Annotated in this window: 16 protein-coding genes; all 16 read left to right on the top strand. The window is 67.8% G+C overall.

The window, feature by feature from the left end:
• Nucleotides 1-277: 277 nt before the first annotated feature.
• The 16 genes from ACFUPX_RS24085 to atpD all read left to right on the top strand — a co-directional run bounded on the left by ACFUPX_RS24085 (nt 278) and on the right by atpD (nt 15,612).
• Nucleotides 278-1,399 (top strand): LCP family protein, encoded by a 1,122-nt coding sequence (locus ACFUPX_RS24085; RefSeq protein WP_383326148.1) that lies wholly within the window; start codon nt 278-280, stop codon nt 1,397-1,399.
• Between the two features lie 169 nt (nt 1,400-1,568).
• Nucleotides 1,569-1,790 carry a 50S ribosomal protein L31 gene (rpmE, locus tag ACFUPX_RS24080; protein ID WP_361722425.1) on the top strand — a complete coding sequence of 74 codons (222 nt, stop codon included), beginning with the start codon at nt 1,569-1,571 and terminating at the stop codon, nt 1,788-1,790.
• 121 nt (nt 1,791-1,911) lie between these two features.
• Complete coding sequence (gene prfA, locus ACFUPX_RS24075; protein WP_351163874.1) at nt 1,912-2,988, top strand: peptide chain release factor 1; 1,077 nt, start codon at nt 1,912-1,914, stop codon at nt 2,986-2,988.
• Between the two features lie 48 nt (nt 2,989-3,036).
• Entirely contained in the window at nt 3,037-3,882 is an 846-nt protein-coding gene (prmC, locus tag ACFUPX_RS24070; protein WP_160507228.1) for a peptide chain release factor N(5)-glutamine methyltransferase, read from the top strand.
• Between the two features lie 46 nt (nt 3,883-3,928).
• Nucleotides 3,929-4,576 carry an L-threonylcarbamoyladenylate synthase gene (locus tag ACFUPX_RS24065; RefSeq protein ID WP_361181432.1) on the top strand — a complete coding sequence of 216 codons (648 nt, stop codon included), beginning with the start codon at nt 3,929-3,931 and terminating at the stop codon, nt 4,574-4,576.
• Nucleotides 4,573-5,214 (top strand): protein-tyrosine-phosphatase, encoded by a 642-nt coding sequence (locus ACFUPX_RS24060; protein ID WP_383326142.1) that lies wholly within the window; start codon nt 4,573-4,575, stop codon nt 5,212-5,214. The genes ACFUPX_RS24065 and ACFUPX_RS24060 overlap by 4 nt, the downstream gene beginning before the upstream one ends.
• A gap of 79 nt (nt 5,215-5,293) precedes the next feature.
• Nucleotides 5,294-6,565, top strand: coding sequence for a serine hydroxymethyltransferase (gene glyA, locus ACFUPX_RS24055; protein ID WP_383326139.1), 1,272 nt, complete (start codon nt 5,294-5,296; stop codon nt 6,563-6,565).
• A gap of 130 nt (nt 6,566-6,695) precedes the next feature.
• Nucleotides 6,696-8,039, top strand: a complete 1,344-nt coding sequence (locus ACFUPX_RS24050; protein ID WP_383326136.1) for an MraY family glycosyltransferase — start codon at nt 6,696-6,698, stop codon at nt 8,037-8,039.
• A 260-nt stretch (nt 8,040-8,299) separates the two neighbouring features.
• On the top strand, nt 8,300-8,737 hold the full coding sequence (locus tag ACFUPX_RS24045) for a hypothetical protein (RefSeq protein ID WP_383326133.1): 438 nt from the start codon (nt 8,300-8,302) through the stop codon (nt 8,735-8,737).
• A gap of 276 nt (nt 8,738-9,013) precedes the next feature.
• Nucleotides 9,014-9,784, top strand: coding sequence for a F0F1 ATP synthase subunit A (gene atpB, locus ACFUPX_RS24040; protein ID WP_361181423.1), 771 nt, complete (start codon nt 9,014-9,016; stop codon nt 9,782-9,784).
• 79 nt (nt 9,785-9,863) lie between these two features.
• Nucleotides 9,864-10,103, top strand: a complete 240-nt coding sequence (gene atpE / locus ACFUPX_RS24035; RefSeq protein ID WP_249587740.1) for an ATP synthase F0 subunit C — start codon at nt 9,864-9,866, stop codon at nt 10,101-10,103.
• A 36-nt stretch (nt 10,104-10,139) separates the two neighbouring features.
• Nucleotides 10,140-10,688, top strand: a complete 549-nt coding sequence (locus tag ACFUPX_RS24030; protein WP_249587739.1) for a F0F1 ATP synthase subunit B — start codon at nt 10,140-10,142, stop codon at nt 10,686-10,688.
• Nucleotides 10,685-11,506: a F0F1 ATP synthase subunit delta gene (locus tag ACFUPX_RS24025; RefSeq protein WP_383326129.1), complete on the top strand. Its 822-nt coding sequence runs from the start codon at nt 10,685-10,687 to the stop codon at nt 11,504-11,506. Before ACFUPX_RS24030 ends, ACFUPX_RS24025 begins: the two co-directional genes overlap by 4 nt.
• A 127-nt stretch (nt 11,507-11,633) precedes the next feature.
• Entirely contained in the window at nt 11,634-13,232 is a 1,599-nt protein-coding gene (gene atpA, locus ACFUPX_RS24020) for a F0F1 ATP synthase subunit alpha (RefSeq protein WP_383326126.1), read from the top strand.
• Between the two features lie 20 nt (nt 13,233-13,252).
• Nucleotides 13,253-14,170 carry a F0F1 ATP synthase subunit gamma gene (locus tag ACFUPX_RS24015; RefSeq protein ID WP_383326123.1) on the top strand — a complete coding sequence of 306 codons (918 nt, stop codon included), beginning with the start codon at nt 13,253-13,255 and terminating at the stop codon, nt 14,168-14,170.
• Nucleotides 14,170-15,612 (top strand): F0F1 ATP synthase subunit beta, encoded by a 1,443-nt coding sequence (gene atpD / locus ACFUPX_RS24010; RefSeq protein ID WP_383326120.1) that lies wholly within the window; start codon nt 14,170-14,172, stop codon nt 15,610-15,612. The genes ACFUPX_RS24015 and atpD overlap by 1 nt, the downstream gene beginning before the upstream one ends.
• The last annotated feature ends 74 nt before the right edge of the window (nt 15,613-15,686 follow it).

Below are 15,686 nucleotides of genomic sequence, written 5' to 3'. Positions count from 1 at the left end.
CCCGTCATCCGACGGGGGCGGCCCTTTGCGCTGAATGACCTTGGCCACATGGCTAAGAGATTCTTACGGTCACGGGCAGTAGCCCCAGGACGTAAAAAACCGCAGGTGAGAAGCTGGAGGGGTCGGACTGGAGTGCACGATGCGTCACGAGTGCGCGCCGGGGCGCTCACAAAGCGCTGTGCAACCCTTCTTTCGGTTTCCACGTCTGACTATTGACGACAGACCACGCCTGACCCTGAAAGCAGGGGGTATCCGACCGACGAGGACTGAGGAGCACATGACCGACGAGAGCGCACCCGCGGACACGGCACCGAAGCGCCCCCGAGGCGGCGGTGGCCGGCGTCGCAAGCCGCGCGAGAAGCGCAGCAAGGTCCTCGTCGTCACCGCGTGGACCGCGGCATCGGTGGTCGTCCTCGGCGGTGCGGGCCTCGGCTTCGTGTACTTCAAGCTCAACGGCAACATCAAGGGCGTCGACATCAACGCGGCGCTCGGCACCGACCGCCCCAAGAACGTCGACAACGGCTCGCAGGACATCCTCGTCCTCGGCTCCGACTCCCGCTCCGGCGACAACGCCAAGTACGGCAAGGACGAGGGCGCCGCCCGCTCGGACACGGCGATGGTCGTGCACGTGAACAAGGGCCACAAGTCGGCCAGCGTCGTCTCGATACCCCGCGACACCCTCATATCCCGCCCCGAGTGCAAGACGGACGACGACACGACGGACCCGGGCGGTCAGCGGCAGATGTTCAACACGGCGTACGAGGTCGGGGGCCCCGCCTGCGCCGTCAAGACCGTGGAGAAGATGTCCGGCATCCGGATGGACCACTACGTGGAAGTGGACTTCACGGGCTTCAAGAAGCTCATCAACACCCTCGGCGGCGTCGAGATCACCACCAAGAAGGCGATCAACGACAAGGACAGCCACCTCAACCTGAAGGCCGGCACCCACCAGCTCACCGGCGAGCAGGCCCTCGGCCTGGTCCGCACCCGCCACGGCGTCGGCGACGGCAGCGACCTCGGCCGCATCCAGCTCCAGCAGGCCTTCATCAAGGCCCTGATCAACCAGGTCAAGGACGTCGGCGTCTTCAGCAACCCGAAGAAGCTCTACGACCTCGCGAACGACGCGACGAGCGCCATCACGACCGACTCCGACCTGAACGACGTCAAGAGCCTCGCGGGCTTCGCGAGCGGCCTCAAGGGCATCGGCGCGGGCGACATGAAGATGGTCACCCTGCCCATCCAGTACGACCCGGCCGACCCCAACCGTGTCCTTCCCCTGGAGAAGGCCGACCGGCAGGTCTGGGACGCGCTCAAGGCCGACAAGCCCATCCCCAAGTCCGCCACCGAGAAGTCCGCGGGCGACAAGGGCGACGCGAGCGACGTCGTGAGCAGCAAATAGCGGGATGAGCGGCCTCCGGGACGGGATGAGCGGCCCTCCGGGAATAGAACAGGACCCACCCCGGTTTGGGCAGATGCGACCCGTCCTGGCAGACTGGTCCGTCGGCCCCGGTTCACGTACGAGCAATCCGCGCGTACGACCCGGCGCCCTCCCGAAACTAGGAGACACCTTGAAGCGCGAGATCCACCCCGAGTACTTCGAGACCCAGGTCAGCTGCACCTGTGGCGCCGAATTCACCACCCGCAGCACGATCTCCAGCGGCACCGTCCGCGCCGAGGTCTGCTCCGAGTGCCACCCGTTCTACACGGGCAAGCAGAAGATCCTCGACACCGGTGGCCGCGTGGCCCGCTTCGAGGCCCGCTTCGGCAAGGCTGCCGCCGCCAACAAGTAGCGAGCCACTGCGCCGGTCTTCGGCCGCCCCCGGGAGGGGGCGGTTGGGACCGGCGCTTTGCCGTCTGATCGCAGCAGCCATGTCGCGTAGAACCTTCGCGTAGAAAACTCAGGAGACCCCGATGTTCGAGGCGGTCGAGGAACTGATCGGTGAGCACGCCGATCTGGAGACAAAGCTCGCGGACCCCTCGGTCCACGCCGACCAGGCCAACGCGCGCAAGCTCAACAAGCGCTACGCCGAGCTGACCCCGATCGTCTCGACGTACCGCGCCTGGAAGCAGACCGGCGAGGACATCACGACGGCCCGTGAACTGGCCGCGGAGGACCCGGAGTTCGCCGCCGAGGTCAAGGACATGGAGAAGCAGCGCGAGGAGATCACCGAGAAGCTGCGGCTGCTCCTCGTGCCCCGGGACCCCAACGACGACAAGGACGTCATCCTTGAGGTCAAGGCGGGCGCGGGCGGCGACGAGTCGGCGCTCTTCGCCGGCGACCTGCTGCGCATGTACCTGCGGTACGCGGAGCGCGTCGGCTGGAAGACCGAGATCATCGACGCCACCGAGTCCGAGCTGGGCGGTTACAAGGACGTCCAGGTCGCCGTGAAGACCAAGGGCGGCAACGGCGCGACCGAGCCCGGCCAGGGCGTCTGGGCGCGGATGAAGTACGAGGGCGGCGTGCACCGCGTGCAGCGCGTGCCCTCGACCGAGTCGCAGGGCCGGATCCACACCTCGGCGGCCGGCGTCCTGGTGACGCCCGAGGCCGAGGAGGTCGACGTGGAGATCCACGCCAACGACCTGCGCATCGACGTCTACCGTTCGTCGGGCCCCGGCGGCCAGTCCGTCAACACGACCGACTCCGCGGTGCGCATCACGCACCTGCCCACCGGAGTCGTGGCCTCCTGCCAGAACGAGAAGAGCCAGCTGCAGAACAAGGAGCAGGCGATGCGTATCCTGCGCTCCAGGCTCCTTGCCGCGGCTGTGGAGGAAGCGGAGAAGGAGGCGGCGGACGCCCGTCGCAGCCAGGTCCGCACCGTCGACCGTTCCGAGAAGATCCGGACGTACAACTTCCCGGAAAACCGGATCTCGGACCACCGTGTCGGCTTCAAGGCGTACAACTTGGACCAGGTGCTCGACGGAGACCTCGACGCGGTCATCCAGGCCTGCGTCGACGCGGACTCCGCAGCCAAGCTCGCGGCAGCCTGAGCCCCGACCGCACCCGCCCATCGCTCAGCTCAGCCCCGGAGGACCAGCGTGAACCTGCTGCTCGCGGAAGTGGCCCAGGCCACCCAGCGGCTGGCCGACGCCGGCGTGCCCTCGCCGCGCAACGACGCGGAGGAGCTCGCCGCCTTCGTGCACGGCGTGAAGCGGGGCGAGCTGCACTCCGTCAAGGACTCGGACTTCGACGCCCGCTACTGGGAGACGATCGCGCGCCGTGAGGCCCGCGAGCCGCTCCAGCACATCACCGGTCGTGCGTTCTTCCGCTATCTGGAACTGCAGGTCGGCCCCGGTGTCTTCGTGCCGCGCCCCGAGACCGAGTCGGTCGTCGGGTGGGCCATAGACGCCGTGCGTGCGATGGACGTCGTCGAGCCGCTCATCGTCGATCTCTGTACGGGGTCCGGGGCCATCGCCCTGGCCATGGCGCAGGAGGTCCCGCGCTCGCGGGTGCACGCCGTGGAGCTCTCCGAGGACGCCCTGAAGTGGACGCGGAAGAACGTCGAGGGGTCCAGGGTCAAGCTCTCCCAGGGCGACGCCCGTGACGCGCTGCCGGAGCTCGAGGGCCAGGTCGACCTCCTCATCTCGAACCCGCCGTACATCCCGCTCACGGAGTGGGAGTACGTCGCTCCGGAAGCCCGGGACTACGACCCGGAACTGTCGCTCTTCTCCGGCGAGGACGGCCTCGACCTGATCCGCGGCATCGAGCGCACCGCACACCGCCTCCTGCGGCCCGGAGGTGTCGTCGTCATCGAGCACGCCGACACCCAGGGCGGCCAGGTGCCGTGGATCTTCACCGAGGAGCGGGGCTGGGCGGACGCTGCCGACCACCCCGACCTCAACAACAGGCCGAGGTTCGCGACCGCCCGCAAGGCGATGCCGTGAGCACCACTACTTCAAGTCAGCAGTACGTGTACGAGGAGGCCCGCTGATGGCACGGCGATACGACACCAACGACGCGACCGACCGGACGACCGGTCTGCGCGAGGCCGCGTCGGCCGTCCGCCGTGGCGAGCTGGTCGTCCTGCCCACCGACACCGTCTACGGCATCGGTGCCGACGCCTTCACGCCGGAAGCGTGCGCCGACCTGCTCGACGCCAAGGGCCGCGGCCGCAACATGCCCACGCCCGTCCTCATCGGCTCCCCGAACACGCTGCACGGCCTGGTCACCGACTTCTCCGAGTCGGCCTGGGAGCTCGTCGACGCCTTCTGGCCCGGCGCGCTGACCCTGGTCGCCAAGCAGCAGCCCTCGCTCCAGTGGGACCTCGGGGACACCCGTGGGACCGTCGCGATCCGGATGCCGCTGCACCCCGTCGCCATCGAGCTGCTCACCGAGGTCGGGCCCATGGCTGTCTCCTCGGCCAACCTCACGGGCCACCCGGCCCCCGAGGACTGTGACGCCGCGCAGGAGATGCTCGGCGACTCCGTCTCCGTGTACCTGGACGGCGGCAGGACGCCCGGCATCGTCCCCTCCTCGATCGTCGACGTCACCGGCAAGGTGCCGGTACTGCTGCGCGCGGGCGCCCTGGACGCGGAGGAGCTCCGCAAGGTGGTACCCGACCTCGAGGTGGCGAATTGACTGCCCCTGAGACGGGGCGTGGCATAGCGGCTTATCCCGACTCGTTCCGCATCCTCCACGTCAGCACCGGCAACGTGTGCCGCTCGCCGATCACTGAGCGGCTGACCAGGCATGCCCTGGCCGACCGCCTGGGTGATCCCTTCACCGGCGGCCTGATCGTGGAGAGCGCGGGCACGTGGGGGCACGAGGGCGCCCCCATGGAGACCAACGCGGAGGCGGTGCTCGCGGACTTCGGCGCCGACGCGTCCGGCTTCAAAGGACGCGAGCTCCTCGACGAGCACGTCATCCGCGCGGACCTCGTCCTGACGGCGACCCGGGACCACCGGGCGCAGGTCATCTCGATGGGCCATTCGGCGGGCCTGCGCACGTTCACGCTCAAAGAGTTCACGCGGCTCGTGCGGGCCATAGACCCGGCGACGCTGCCCGACGTCGACGGCGGCGTGGTGGCGCGGGCCAGGGCCCTGGTACGGGCCGCCGCGGCGCTGCGTGGCTGGCTCCTGGCGCCCACCGCCGAGGCGGACGAGGTGTACGACCCCTACGGGGCGCCGCTGCCCTTCTTCCGCTCGGTGGGCGACGAGATCAACGAGGCGCTCGATCCGGTGGTGACGGCGCTGACGGGCGTGCGGGCCAAGGCTTAAACCTTTCTCTTCGCGCGGGCAGCGTGTGGCAGGCCTACATTGGAGGGACCCTCACCCCTCGCGAGGCCCGGAGCCCAAGATGCCGGTCAGCACCGCACCCACCGCCGCCCCGACGGCGCCCGCTGACTTCGCCGCGCTCCGCCACGCGGACCCCCAGATGGCGGAGATCCTCCAGGCCGAGCAGGACCGCCAGGCGTCCTCGCTCCAGCTCATCGCCGCCGAGAACTTCACCTCACCGGCGGTCCTCGCGGCCCTGGGCTCGCCGCTGGCCAACAAGTACGCCGAGGGCTACCCCGGCGCCCGCCACCACGGCGGCTGCGAGCTGGTGGACGTCGCCGAGCGCATCGCCATCGACCGCGCCAAGGCCCTCTTCGGCGCCGAGCACGCCAATGTGCAGCCGCACTCCGGCTCCTCCGCCGTCCTGGCCGCGTACGCCGCCCTGCTGCGCCCCGGCGACACCGTCCTGGCCATGGGCCTGCCCTACGGGGGCCACCTCACGCACGGCTCGCCCGCGAACTTCTCGGGGCGCTGGTTCGACTTCGTGGGCTACGGCGTCGATCCGCGGAGCGGCCTCATCGACCACGACCAGGTCCGCGCCCTGGCCCGCTCGCACCAGCCGAAAGCGATCGTCTGCGGCTCCATCGCCTACCCCCGGCACATCGACTACGCGGCCTTCCGCGACATCGCCGACGACGTCGGCGCGTACCTCATCGCGGACGCGGCCCACCCGATCGGCCTGGTCGCCGGGGGAGCGGCCCCCAACCCCGTCCCGTACGCCGACGTGGTCTGCGCCACCACCCACAAGGTGCTCCGCGGCCCACGCGGCGGCCTGATCCTGTGCGGCGCGGAACTCGCCTCCCGCATCGACCGCGCGGTGTTCCCCTTCACCCAGGGCGGCGCCCAGATGCACACGATCGCGGCCAAGGCCGTGGCATTCGGCGAGGCGGAGACCCCGGCCTTCACGGGGTACGCCCACCGCGTCGTCGCCAACGCCCGCACGCTGGCCCAGGCACTGGTCGCCGCCGGTTTCGCGATCACCACCGGCGGCACCGACACGCACCTGATCCTGGCCGATTCCGCGCCCCTGGGCATCGACGCGCACACCGCCCGCGGCAGACTCGCCGCCGCCGGTCTCGTCCTGGACACCTGCGCGCTGCCCCACGCCGACGGGCGCGGACTGCGGCTCGGCACCGCCGCCGTCAGCACGCAGGGCATGGGGGACGCCGAGATGATGCGGATCGCGGGGCTCTTCGCCGACGCCGTGCGCGGCGAATCCAAGGAGGCCAACGACGCGAAAGTACGAGAGGAAGTGCGTGAACTGGTGGGCAGATTTCCGCCGTATACGGCCTAGGTCGGGGTAGACGCGTCAGAGGAAGGCGCGTACTCGTGCAACCATCGTCGCTACCCGGAAGTCCCCAACCGTATGCGCGCAGAGCTAGGGTGTGGGGCTGAGATGGCCAGCGATACCTGTGGGGAAGCCCGTGCGTGAATACCTGCTGACGCTCTGCATCACGGCCGCGGTGACTTACCTGCTGACCGGCCCGGTGCGGAAGTTCGCGATCGTGGCCGGCGCCATGCCGGAGATCCGCGCCCGCGACGTGCACCGGGAGCCGACGCCCCGGCTCGGCGGTATCGCGATGTTCTTCGGGCTGTGTGCCGGTCTCCTGGTCGCCGACCACCTGCCGAACCTGAACGACGTCTTCGAGCGGTCGAACGAACCGCGCGCGCTGCTCTCCGGTGCCGCGCTGATCTGGATCATCGGCGTCCTCGACGACAAGTTCGAGATCGACGCCCTGATCAAGCTCGGCGGCCAGATGATCGCCGCCGGCGTCATGGTCCTCCAGGGCCTGACGATCCTGTGGATCCCGGTCCCCGGCTACGGCATGGTCCTCCTGGACCAGGGCCAGGGCACGCTCCTGACGGTCGCGCTCGTCGTCATCACGATCAACGCCGTCAACTTCGTGGACGGCCTCGACGGCCTCGCCGCGGGCATGGTGTGCATCGCGGCCACGGCGTTCTTCCTGTACGCCTACCGCCTCTGGTACGGATACGGCATCGAGGCCGCGGCCCCCGCGACGCTCTTCGCGGCGATCCTGATGGGCATGTGCCTGGGCTTCCTGCCGCACAATCTCCATCCCGCCAGGATCTTCATGGGGGACTCGGGCTCGATGCTGATCGGCCTGGTCCTCGCGGCGGGTGCGATCTCCGCCACAGGGCAGATCGACGGCGACGCCATGAAGCTGAACTTCGGCGGCACCCGCGATGCCACGCACGCGATGCTCCCGGTCTTCATCCCGCTCCTGATGCCGCTGACGATCATCGCCATCCCGTTCGCCGACCTGGTCCTCGCGATCGTCCGGCGTACGTGGAACGGAAAGTCGCCGTTCGCGGCCGACCGGGGCCACCTCCACCACCGCCTCTTGGAGATCGGCCACTCCCACAGCCGTGCGGTGCTGATCATGTACTTCTGGTCGGCGCTGATCGGGTTCGGCACGGTCGCGTACTCGGTGCACTCGGCCAGCATGTGGATCCTCTTCGCGATCGTCGCCCTGAGCGCGGTGGGTCTCGTGCTGCTCCTGCTGCCGCGGTTCACCCCGCACATCCCGCGCTGGGCCGAGTCCTTCGTGCCGCCGCGCTACCGGCGGCGCAAGGGGGTGGCGTCGGCCGCGCTCGCTGCGGACGAGACGGATGCGGCGGACGGGGCGGACGGGGCGGACGCGGAGGCAGGGGATCGTCCTCCGGTCGAGTCAGGCGTCAACGGGGCGACGGCCGTTGGCACCCGCTCGCGCTTCGAGGATCGGCGCAAGGCCGGCTCGTCGAGCTGAGGGCTGCAGTCAAACTCGCCCATTACCAGACAAGTTGCCGCGCTGCGTGCACAGACGCGCGGATTAACTCTCATGTGTGACAGCGAGCACACCTAGCAGGTAAAGACCTCATCAAATAGTTTGTGATACCGTTCACGAAACCAGGGGATAGAGCCGAAGGACCGTAGTGCGACGGTCCATTGGCCCGAGGTACACCCTCGACCCCGGACTACGCTCGTCCATGACGACACTTGCCCCCATCAGTAAGCGGAGCTGCCGCCATGCCGTCTCAAGACACCCGAACTCTCCTTCATTCTGCTGTACCTACTGCTGCCGTCGGCGCGATCGTCGCCGTCGTCAGTGGTGTGGTCGCGGGTGGCAAGGGGGCACTCGGTGCTGTCGTCGGCACTCTGGTGGTCATCGCATTCATGGGGCTCGGGATGTTCGCGCTGCAGCGGACGGCGAAGGCGCTCCCGCATCTGTTCCAGATGATGGGACTGCTGCTCTACGTCCTCCAACTCCTGCTGCTTCTCGTCTTCGTGGCCCTTTTCAAGGACACCACGCTGTTCAACCCCAAGGCGTTCGCCGTGGGCCTTGTCGTGGCGACCGTCGCATGGATGGCGTCACAGGCGCGTGCGCACATGAAGGCCAAGATCCTTTACGTTGATCCCCAGCCCGAAAACCACGACAAGCCCGAGAAGTCGGGGTCGTCGCAGTGAACGGTAGGGCCGGGATAAATGCGCGTTCGAGATGCTGCTATCGTCCGGTGCCAACTGCGGCACTGCTGGCGCGGGCATCTGAGCTGACGCCTGCACGATCGCGAGGCTCGATGCCTGAACGCCGCGCCCACATCCGAAACACCAGTCTGGTGCCGAATCGCGGCTGCGCGCCGCGCCGACACGACAACGAGGTTGCCGTACCTATGCGTCACGCCGAAGGAGCCCGCGGTGAGTGCTGACCAAACTGAGCTCGCCTTTGACTGGAGCTGTCGGATCATGTCCGACAACGGCTGTGGCTTCCCGGCTCCTGGCCTGCACTCGTTCCTCTTCAAGCCGATTGCCACCGTCGGCGGGTTCGAGTTCAACAAGGTCATGCTGCTCGCCCTGCTGACGACCCTCGTCGTGGTCAGCTTCTTCTATCTGGCGTTCGGCAAGGCCAAGGTCGTCCCGGGCAAGCTGCAGATGATCGGTGAGGCCGGCTACGACTTCGTACGCCGCGGCATCGTCTACGAGACGATGGGCAAGAAGGAGGGCGAGAAGTACGTCCCCCTGATGGTCTCGATGTTCTTCTTCATCTGGATCATGAACATCTGGTCCGTGATCCCGCTGACCCAGTTCCCGGTCTCGTCGATCTTCGCGTACCCGGTCGTTCTCGCGGCGATCGTCTACCTGATCTGGGTGCCCCTCACGTTCAAGCGCCACGGCTTCGTCGGCGGCTGGAAGAACATCACGGGCTACGACAACTCGCTCGGCCCGATCAAGTGGCTCGTATCGTTCATCGAGTTCTTCTCGAACCTGCTGGTCCGCCCGTTCACGCACTCGGTGCGACTCTTCGCGAACATGTTCGCGGGTCACCTGATGCTGGTGATGTTCACCGTCGCCTCCTGGTACCTGCTGAACAGCTTCATGATCCCGGCGGCCGGCGTCTCCTTCGTGATGACGATCGCCATGATCCTCTTCGAGCTTTTCGTCCAGGCGGTTCAGGCGTACGTCTTCGTGCTCCTCTCCGCCACCTACATTCAGGGCGCCATCGCCGAGCACCACTGAGTGAGGCCCGGCTCCCAAGCCCCTCAGATCGCCCGGTGGCCAACCCCCACCGGTCCATGAAAGAGAAGGAAGTAACGGCATGTCCGCGACCCTCGAACTCGCCGCAGGCGTCACCGGCTCCCTCGGTTCCATCGGCTACGGCCTCGCCGCGATCGGCCCCGGCATCGGTGTCGGCATCGTTTTCGGTAAGGGCACCGAGGCCCTGGCCCGTCAGCCCGAAGCTGCCGGCCTGATCCGTTCCAACCAGATCCTGGGCTTCGCCTTCTGTGAGGCGCTTGCCCTTATCGGCATCGTTATGCCGTTCGTGTTCGGTCAGTAATTACTGCTTACCGACACTTCGACGAAAGGCACTGATGTGATCGCCAACCTGGTGCAGCTGGCGGCCGAGGAGAAGCAGAACCCGCTGATCCCGCCCGGCCCCGAGCTGCTCGTCGGCGCACTGGCCTTCGCCATCGTCTTCTTCTTCTTCTGGAAGAAGCTCCTCCCGAACATCAACAAGGTTCTGGAAGAGCGCCGCGAGTCGATCGAAGGCGGTATCGAGAAGGCCGAGGCCGCTCAGACCGAGGCCCAGAGCGTGCTTGAGCAGTACAAGGCTCAGCTCGCCGAGGCACGGCACGAGGCCGCGCGTCTGCGCCAGGAGGCGCAGGAGCAGGGCGCCACGCTCATCGCTGAGATGCGCGCCGAAGGCCAGCGGCAGCGTGAGGAGATCGTCGCCGCCGGTCACACGCAGCTCGCCGCCGACCGCAAGGCCGCCGCGCAGTCGCTGCGTCAGGACGTGGGCCAGCTGGCCACCGACCTGGCCGGCAAGCTCGTCGGTGAGTCCCTCGAGGACTCCGCACGGCAGAGCCGCACCATCGACCGTTTCCTCGACGAGCTCGAGGAGAAGGCCGAGGCTGCTCGATGACAGCTCACGGTGCTAGCCGCGAGGCCCTGGCCGCCGCGCGCGAGCGTCTTGACGCGCTGACCGACAACACGTCGGTCGACGCCAAGCAGCTCGCGGACGAGCTGGCCTCGGTCACCGCGCTGTTCAACCGCGAGGTCTCGCTGCGCCGGGTCCTTACCGACCCGTCGCAGCCGGGCGAGGCCAAGGCCGAGCTCGCCGGGCGGCTGCTCGGTGGGCAGGTGGGCGGCGAGACCGCCGACCTGGTGGCCGGCCTGGTCCGCTCGCGCTGGTCGCAGTCGCGTGACCTGGTGGACGCCCTGGAGGAGCTCACCAACCTCGCCGAGCTGACCGGTGCGCAGAAGTCCGGCGCGCTGGACGACGTCGAGGACGAGCTGTTCCGGTTCGGCCGGATCGTCGCCTCGAACACCGGGCTCCGGTCCGCGCTGACCGACCGCGCCGCCTCCGGCGGGGCCAAGAGTGAGCTGCTGCGCAGCCTGCTCGGTGGCCGTGCCAACGAGGTGACGGAGCGGCTCGTCGAGCGCCTTGTGACCGCGCCCCGTGGACGTAGCCTGGAATCGGGACTCGAGTCCCTGTCCAAGCTGGCCGCGGACCGCCGGGACCGGATGGTCGCCGTCGTCACTTCCGCTGTTCCGCTTTCGGACCAGCAGAAGCAGCGCCTCGGTGCCGTGCTCGCGAAGGTCTACGGCCGCCAGATGCACCTGAACCTCGACGTGGACCCCGAGGTCCTCGGCGGGATCACGGTGCAGGTCGGCGACGAGATCATCAACGGCAGCATCGCGGACCGGCTCGAGGAAGCGCACCGCCGCATGGCGAGCTAGCAGTAACGCAGAACGTTGTAATTACGGCCCTAGTTGGGCCGTGCAGAGGATTCACCTCTTACTTGGGGGGAGTCCCCAGACCCCCAAAGTGAAACTTCGGGCCCAACAAGGAGAGCAGGGAACCCAGATGGCGGAGCTCACGATCCGGCCGGAGGAGATCCGGGACGCACTGGAGAACTTTGTCCAGGCGTACAAGCCGGACGCGGCCTCGCGCGAGGAGGTCGGTTCGGTCACCGTTGCCGGTGACGGTATCGCGAAGGTCGAGGGCCTCCCCTCGGCCATGGCCAACGAGCTGCTGAAGTTCGAGGACGGCACCCTCGGTCTCGCCCTCAACCTTGAGGAGCGCGAGATCGGCGCCGTCGTACTCGGCGAGTTCAGCGGCATCGAGGAGGGCCAGCCGGTCACCCGTACCGGCGAGGTCCTGTCCGTCGCGGTGGGCGAGGGCTACCTCGGCCGCGTCGTCGACCCGCTCGGCGCCCCGATCGACGGCCTCGGCGAGATCGAGACGTCCGGCCGCCGCGCCCTCGAGCTGCAGGCCCCCACGGTCATGGACCGCAAGTCGGTCCACGAGCCGATGGAGACCGGCTACAAGGCCGTCGACGCGATGACCCCGATCGGCCGTGGCCAGCGTCAGCTGATCATCGGCGACCGCCAGACGGGCAAGACCGCCCTGGCCGTCGACACGATCATCAACCAGCGCGACAACTGGCGCTCGGGCGACGTGAACAAGCAGGTGCGCTGCATCTACGTCGCCGTCGGTCAGAAGGGTTCCACCATCGCCTCCGTGCGCGGTGCCCTCGAAGAGGCCGGCGCGCTCGAGTACACGACCATCGTCGCCGCCCCGGCGTCCGACCCGGCGGGCTTCAAGTACCTGGCGCCCTACACCGGTTCGGCCATCGGCCAGCAGTGGATGTACGAGGGCAAGCACGTCCTCATCATCTTCGACGACCTCTCGAAGCAGGCCGACGCCTACCGCGCCGTGTCCCTGCTGCTCCGCCGCCCGCCGGGGCGCGAGGCCTACCCGGGTGACGTCTTCTACCTGCACTCGCGTCTGCTCGAGCGCTGCGCGAAGCTCTCGGACGAGATGGGCAAGGGCTCGATGACGGGTCTCCCGATCGTCGAGACCAAGGCGAACGACGTGTCGGCGTTCATCCCGACCAACGTCATCTCCATCACCGACGGCCAGTGCTTCCTTGAGTCCGACCTGTTCAACGCCGGTCAGCGTCCGGCCCTGAACGTCGGTATCTCGGTCTCCCGTGTCGGTGGTTCCGCCCAGCACAAGGCGATCCGCCAGGTGTCCGGTCGTCTCCGCGTGGACCTCGCCCAGTTCCGTGAGCTCGAGGCGTTCGCCGCCTTCGGTTCCGACCTGGATGCCGCGTCGAAGGCCTCCCTCGAGCGCGGTTCGCGCATGGTCGAGCTGCTCAAGCAGGCTCAGTACCAGCCGATGGCCACCGAGGACCAGGTCATCTCCATCTGGGCCGGCACCACCGGCCGCATGGACGAGGTACCGGTCGCCGACATCCGGCGCTTCGAGCGCGAGCTGCTCGACTACCTGCACCGCAAGGAGCAGGGCCTGATGACCTCCATCAAGGAGGGCGGCAAGATGACCGACGACACGATCACGGCCATCGCCGACGCCGTCGCCGAGTTCAAGAAGCAGTTCGAGACCTCGGACGGCAAGCTGCTCGGCGAGGACGCTCCGGCTGCCGTCGACGCGTCCAAGTGACGACGGAAGGGACCTGACTCATGGGAGCCCAGCTCCGGGTCTACAAGCGTCGCATCAAATCCGTCACCGCGACCAAGAAGATCACCAAGGCGATGGAGATGATCGCCGCCTCGCGTGTCGTCAAGGCACAGCGCAAGGTGACCGCCTCCACTCCGTACGCGACCGAGCTCACGCGCGCCGTCACCGCGGTGGCCACGGGTGCCAATGACAAGCACCCGCTGACCACCGAGGCCGACGCTCCGACCCGGGCCGCTGTTCTGCTCCTCTCGAGCGACCGCGGCCTGGCCGGCGCCTTCAACTCCAACGCCATCAAGGCCGCGGAGAAGCTCACCAAGAAGTTGCAGGACGAGGGCAAGGAGGTCGACACGTACATCGTCGGCCGCCGTGGCATCGCGCACTACAACTTCCGTGAGCGGAAGATCGCCGGGCAGTGGACGGGCTTCACCGACGCCCCTTCCTACGCGGACGCCAAGACCATCGCAGCACCCCTGATCGAGGCCATCGAGACGGACACGGCCGAGGGCGGCGTGGATGAACTCCACATCGTCTACACCGAGTTCATCTCGATGATGACGCAGGAAGCATCCGGTGACCGGCTGCTCCCGCTGAGCCTCGAGAAGGTCGCGCAGGAGGCGGGCCCGAGTGACGAGGCCCGTCCGCTGTACGACTTCGAGCCGTCGGCGGAGGACGTCCTTGACGCCCTGCTGCCGCGCTACGTCGAGAGCCGTATCTACAACGCGCTGCTCCAGTCGGCTGCTTCCAAGCACGCCGCCACGCGCCGCGCGATGAAGTCGGCGACCGACAACGCGGGTGACCTGATCAACGCTCTCACCCGTTCTGCCAACGCGGCCCGCCAGGCCGAAATCACCCAGGAAATCAGCGAGATCGTCGGTGGCTCCAGTGCCCTGGCCGACGCTTCTGCGGGGAGTGACAAGTAATGACGACCACTGTTGATACGGCCGTTGCCACGGGCCGCGTCGCCCGGGTGATCGGCCCGGTCGTCGACGTGGAGTTCCCCGTCGACGCGATGCCGGAGATCTACAACGCGCTGCACGTCGAGGTGGCCGACCCGGCCAAGGACGGCGAGAAGAAGACGCTGACGCTCGAGGTCGCACAGCACCTCGGCGACGGCATCATCCGCGCCATCTCGATGCAGCCCACCGACGGTCTGGTCCGCCAGGCCGCGGTGACCGACACGGGCTCGGGCATCACCGTCCCCGTCGGTGACATCACCAAGGGCAAGGTGTTCAACACCCTCGGTGCGATCCTGAACGAGCCGGAGGCGGAGGCTCAGGTCACCGAGCGCTGGCCGATCCACCGCAAGGCCCCGGCCTTCGACCAGCTCGAGTCCAAGACCGAGATGTTCGAGACCGGCCTGAAGGTCGTCGACCTTCTCACCCCGTACGTCAAGGGTGGAAAGATCGGTCTGTTCGGTGGAGCGGGCGTCGGCAAGACGGTCCTCATCCAGGAAATGATCATGCGTGTGGCCAAGCTGCACGAGGGCGTTTCCGTGTTCGCCGGTGTCGGCGAGCGCACCCGTGAGGGCAACGACCTCATCGACGAGATGGAAGAGTCGGGCGTTCTGGACAAGACCGCCCTGGTCTTCGGCCAGATGGACGAGCCGCCGGGCACGCGTCTGCGGGTCGCCCTCGCCGGTCTGACCATGGCGGAGTACTTCCGCGATGTGCAGAAGCAGGACGTGCTGTTCTTCATCGACAACATCTTCCGCTTCACGCAGGCCGGTTCCGAGGTCTCGACGCTGCTCGGCCGTATGCCCTCCGCGGTGGGCTACCAGCCGAACCTCGCCGACGAGATGGGCCTCCTCCAGGAGCGCATCACCTCGACGCGTGGTCACTCGATCACCTCGATGCAGGCGATCTACGTCCCCGCGGACGACCTCACCGACCCGGCCCCGGCCACGACCTTCGCGCACCTCGACGCGACGACCGTGCTGTCGCGTCCGATCTCGGAGAAGGGCATCTACCCGGCGGTCGACCCGCTGGACTCGACGTCCCGCATCCTGGACCCGCGTTACATCGCGCAGGACCACTACGACACCGCCATGCGTGTCAAGGGCACCCTGCAGAAGTACAAGGACCTCCAGGACATCATCGCGATTCTCGGCATCGACGAGCTCAGCGAAGAGGACAAGCTGGTCGTTCAGCGCGCCCGTCGCGTCGAGCGCTTCCTGTCGCAGAACACCCACGCCGCCAAGCAGTTCACCGGCCTGGACGGTTCGGACGTGCCGCTGGACGAGTCGATCACCGCGTTCAACGCGATCATCGACGGCGACTACGACCACTTCCCCGAGCAGGCGTTCTTCATGTGCGGTGGCATCGAGGACCTGAAGGCGAAGGCCAAGGAGCTCGGCGTCTCCTGAGTCCATGACTCACGGGAGGGGTGGGCGAGTCCCGCCCCTCCCGATACGCCCACTAGAATTTGACCCAACACCCG

Origin of the sequence: Streptomyces sp. NPDC057302, assembly GCF_042667685.1 — a bacterium.
In the GTDB taxonomy this organism is placed as follows: Bacteria; Actinomycetota; Actinomycetes; order Streptomycetales; family Streptomycetaceae; genus Streptomyces.
This window is presented reverse-complemented; position numbering and strand designations above follow the sequence as displayed.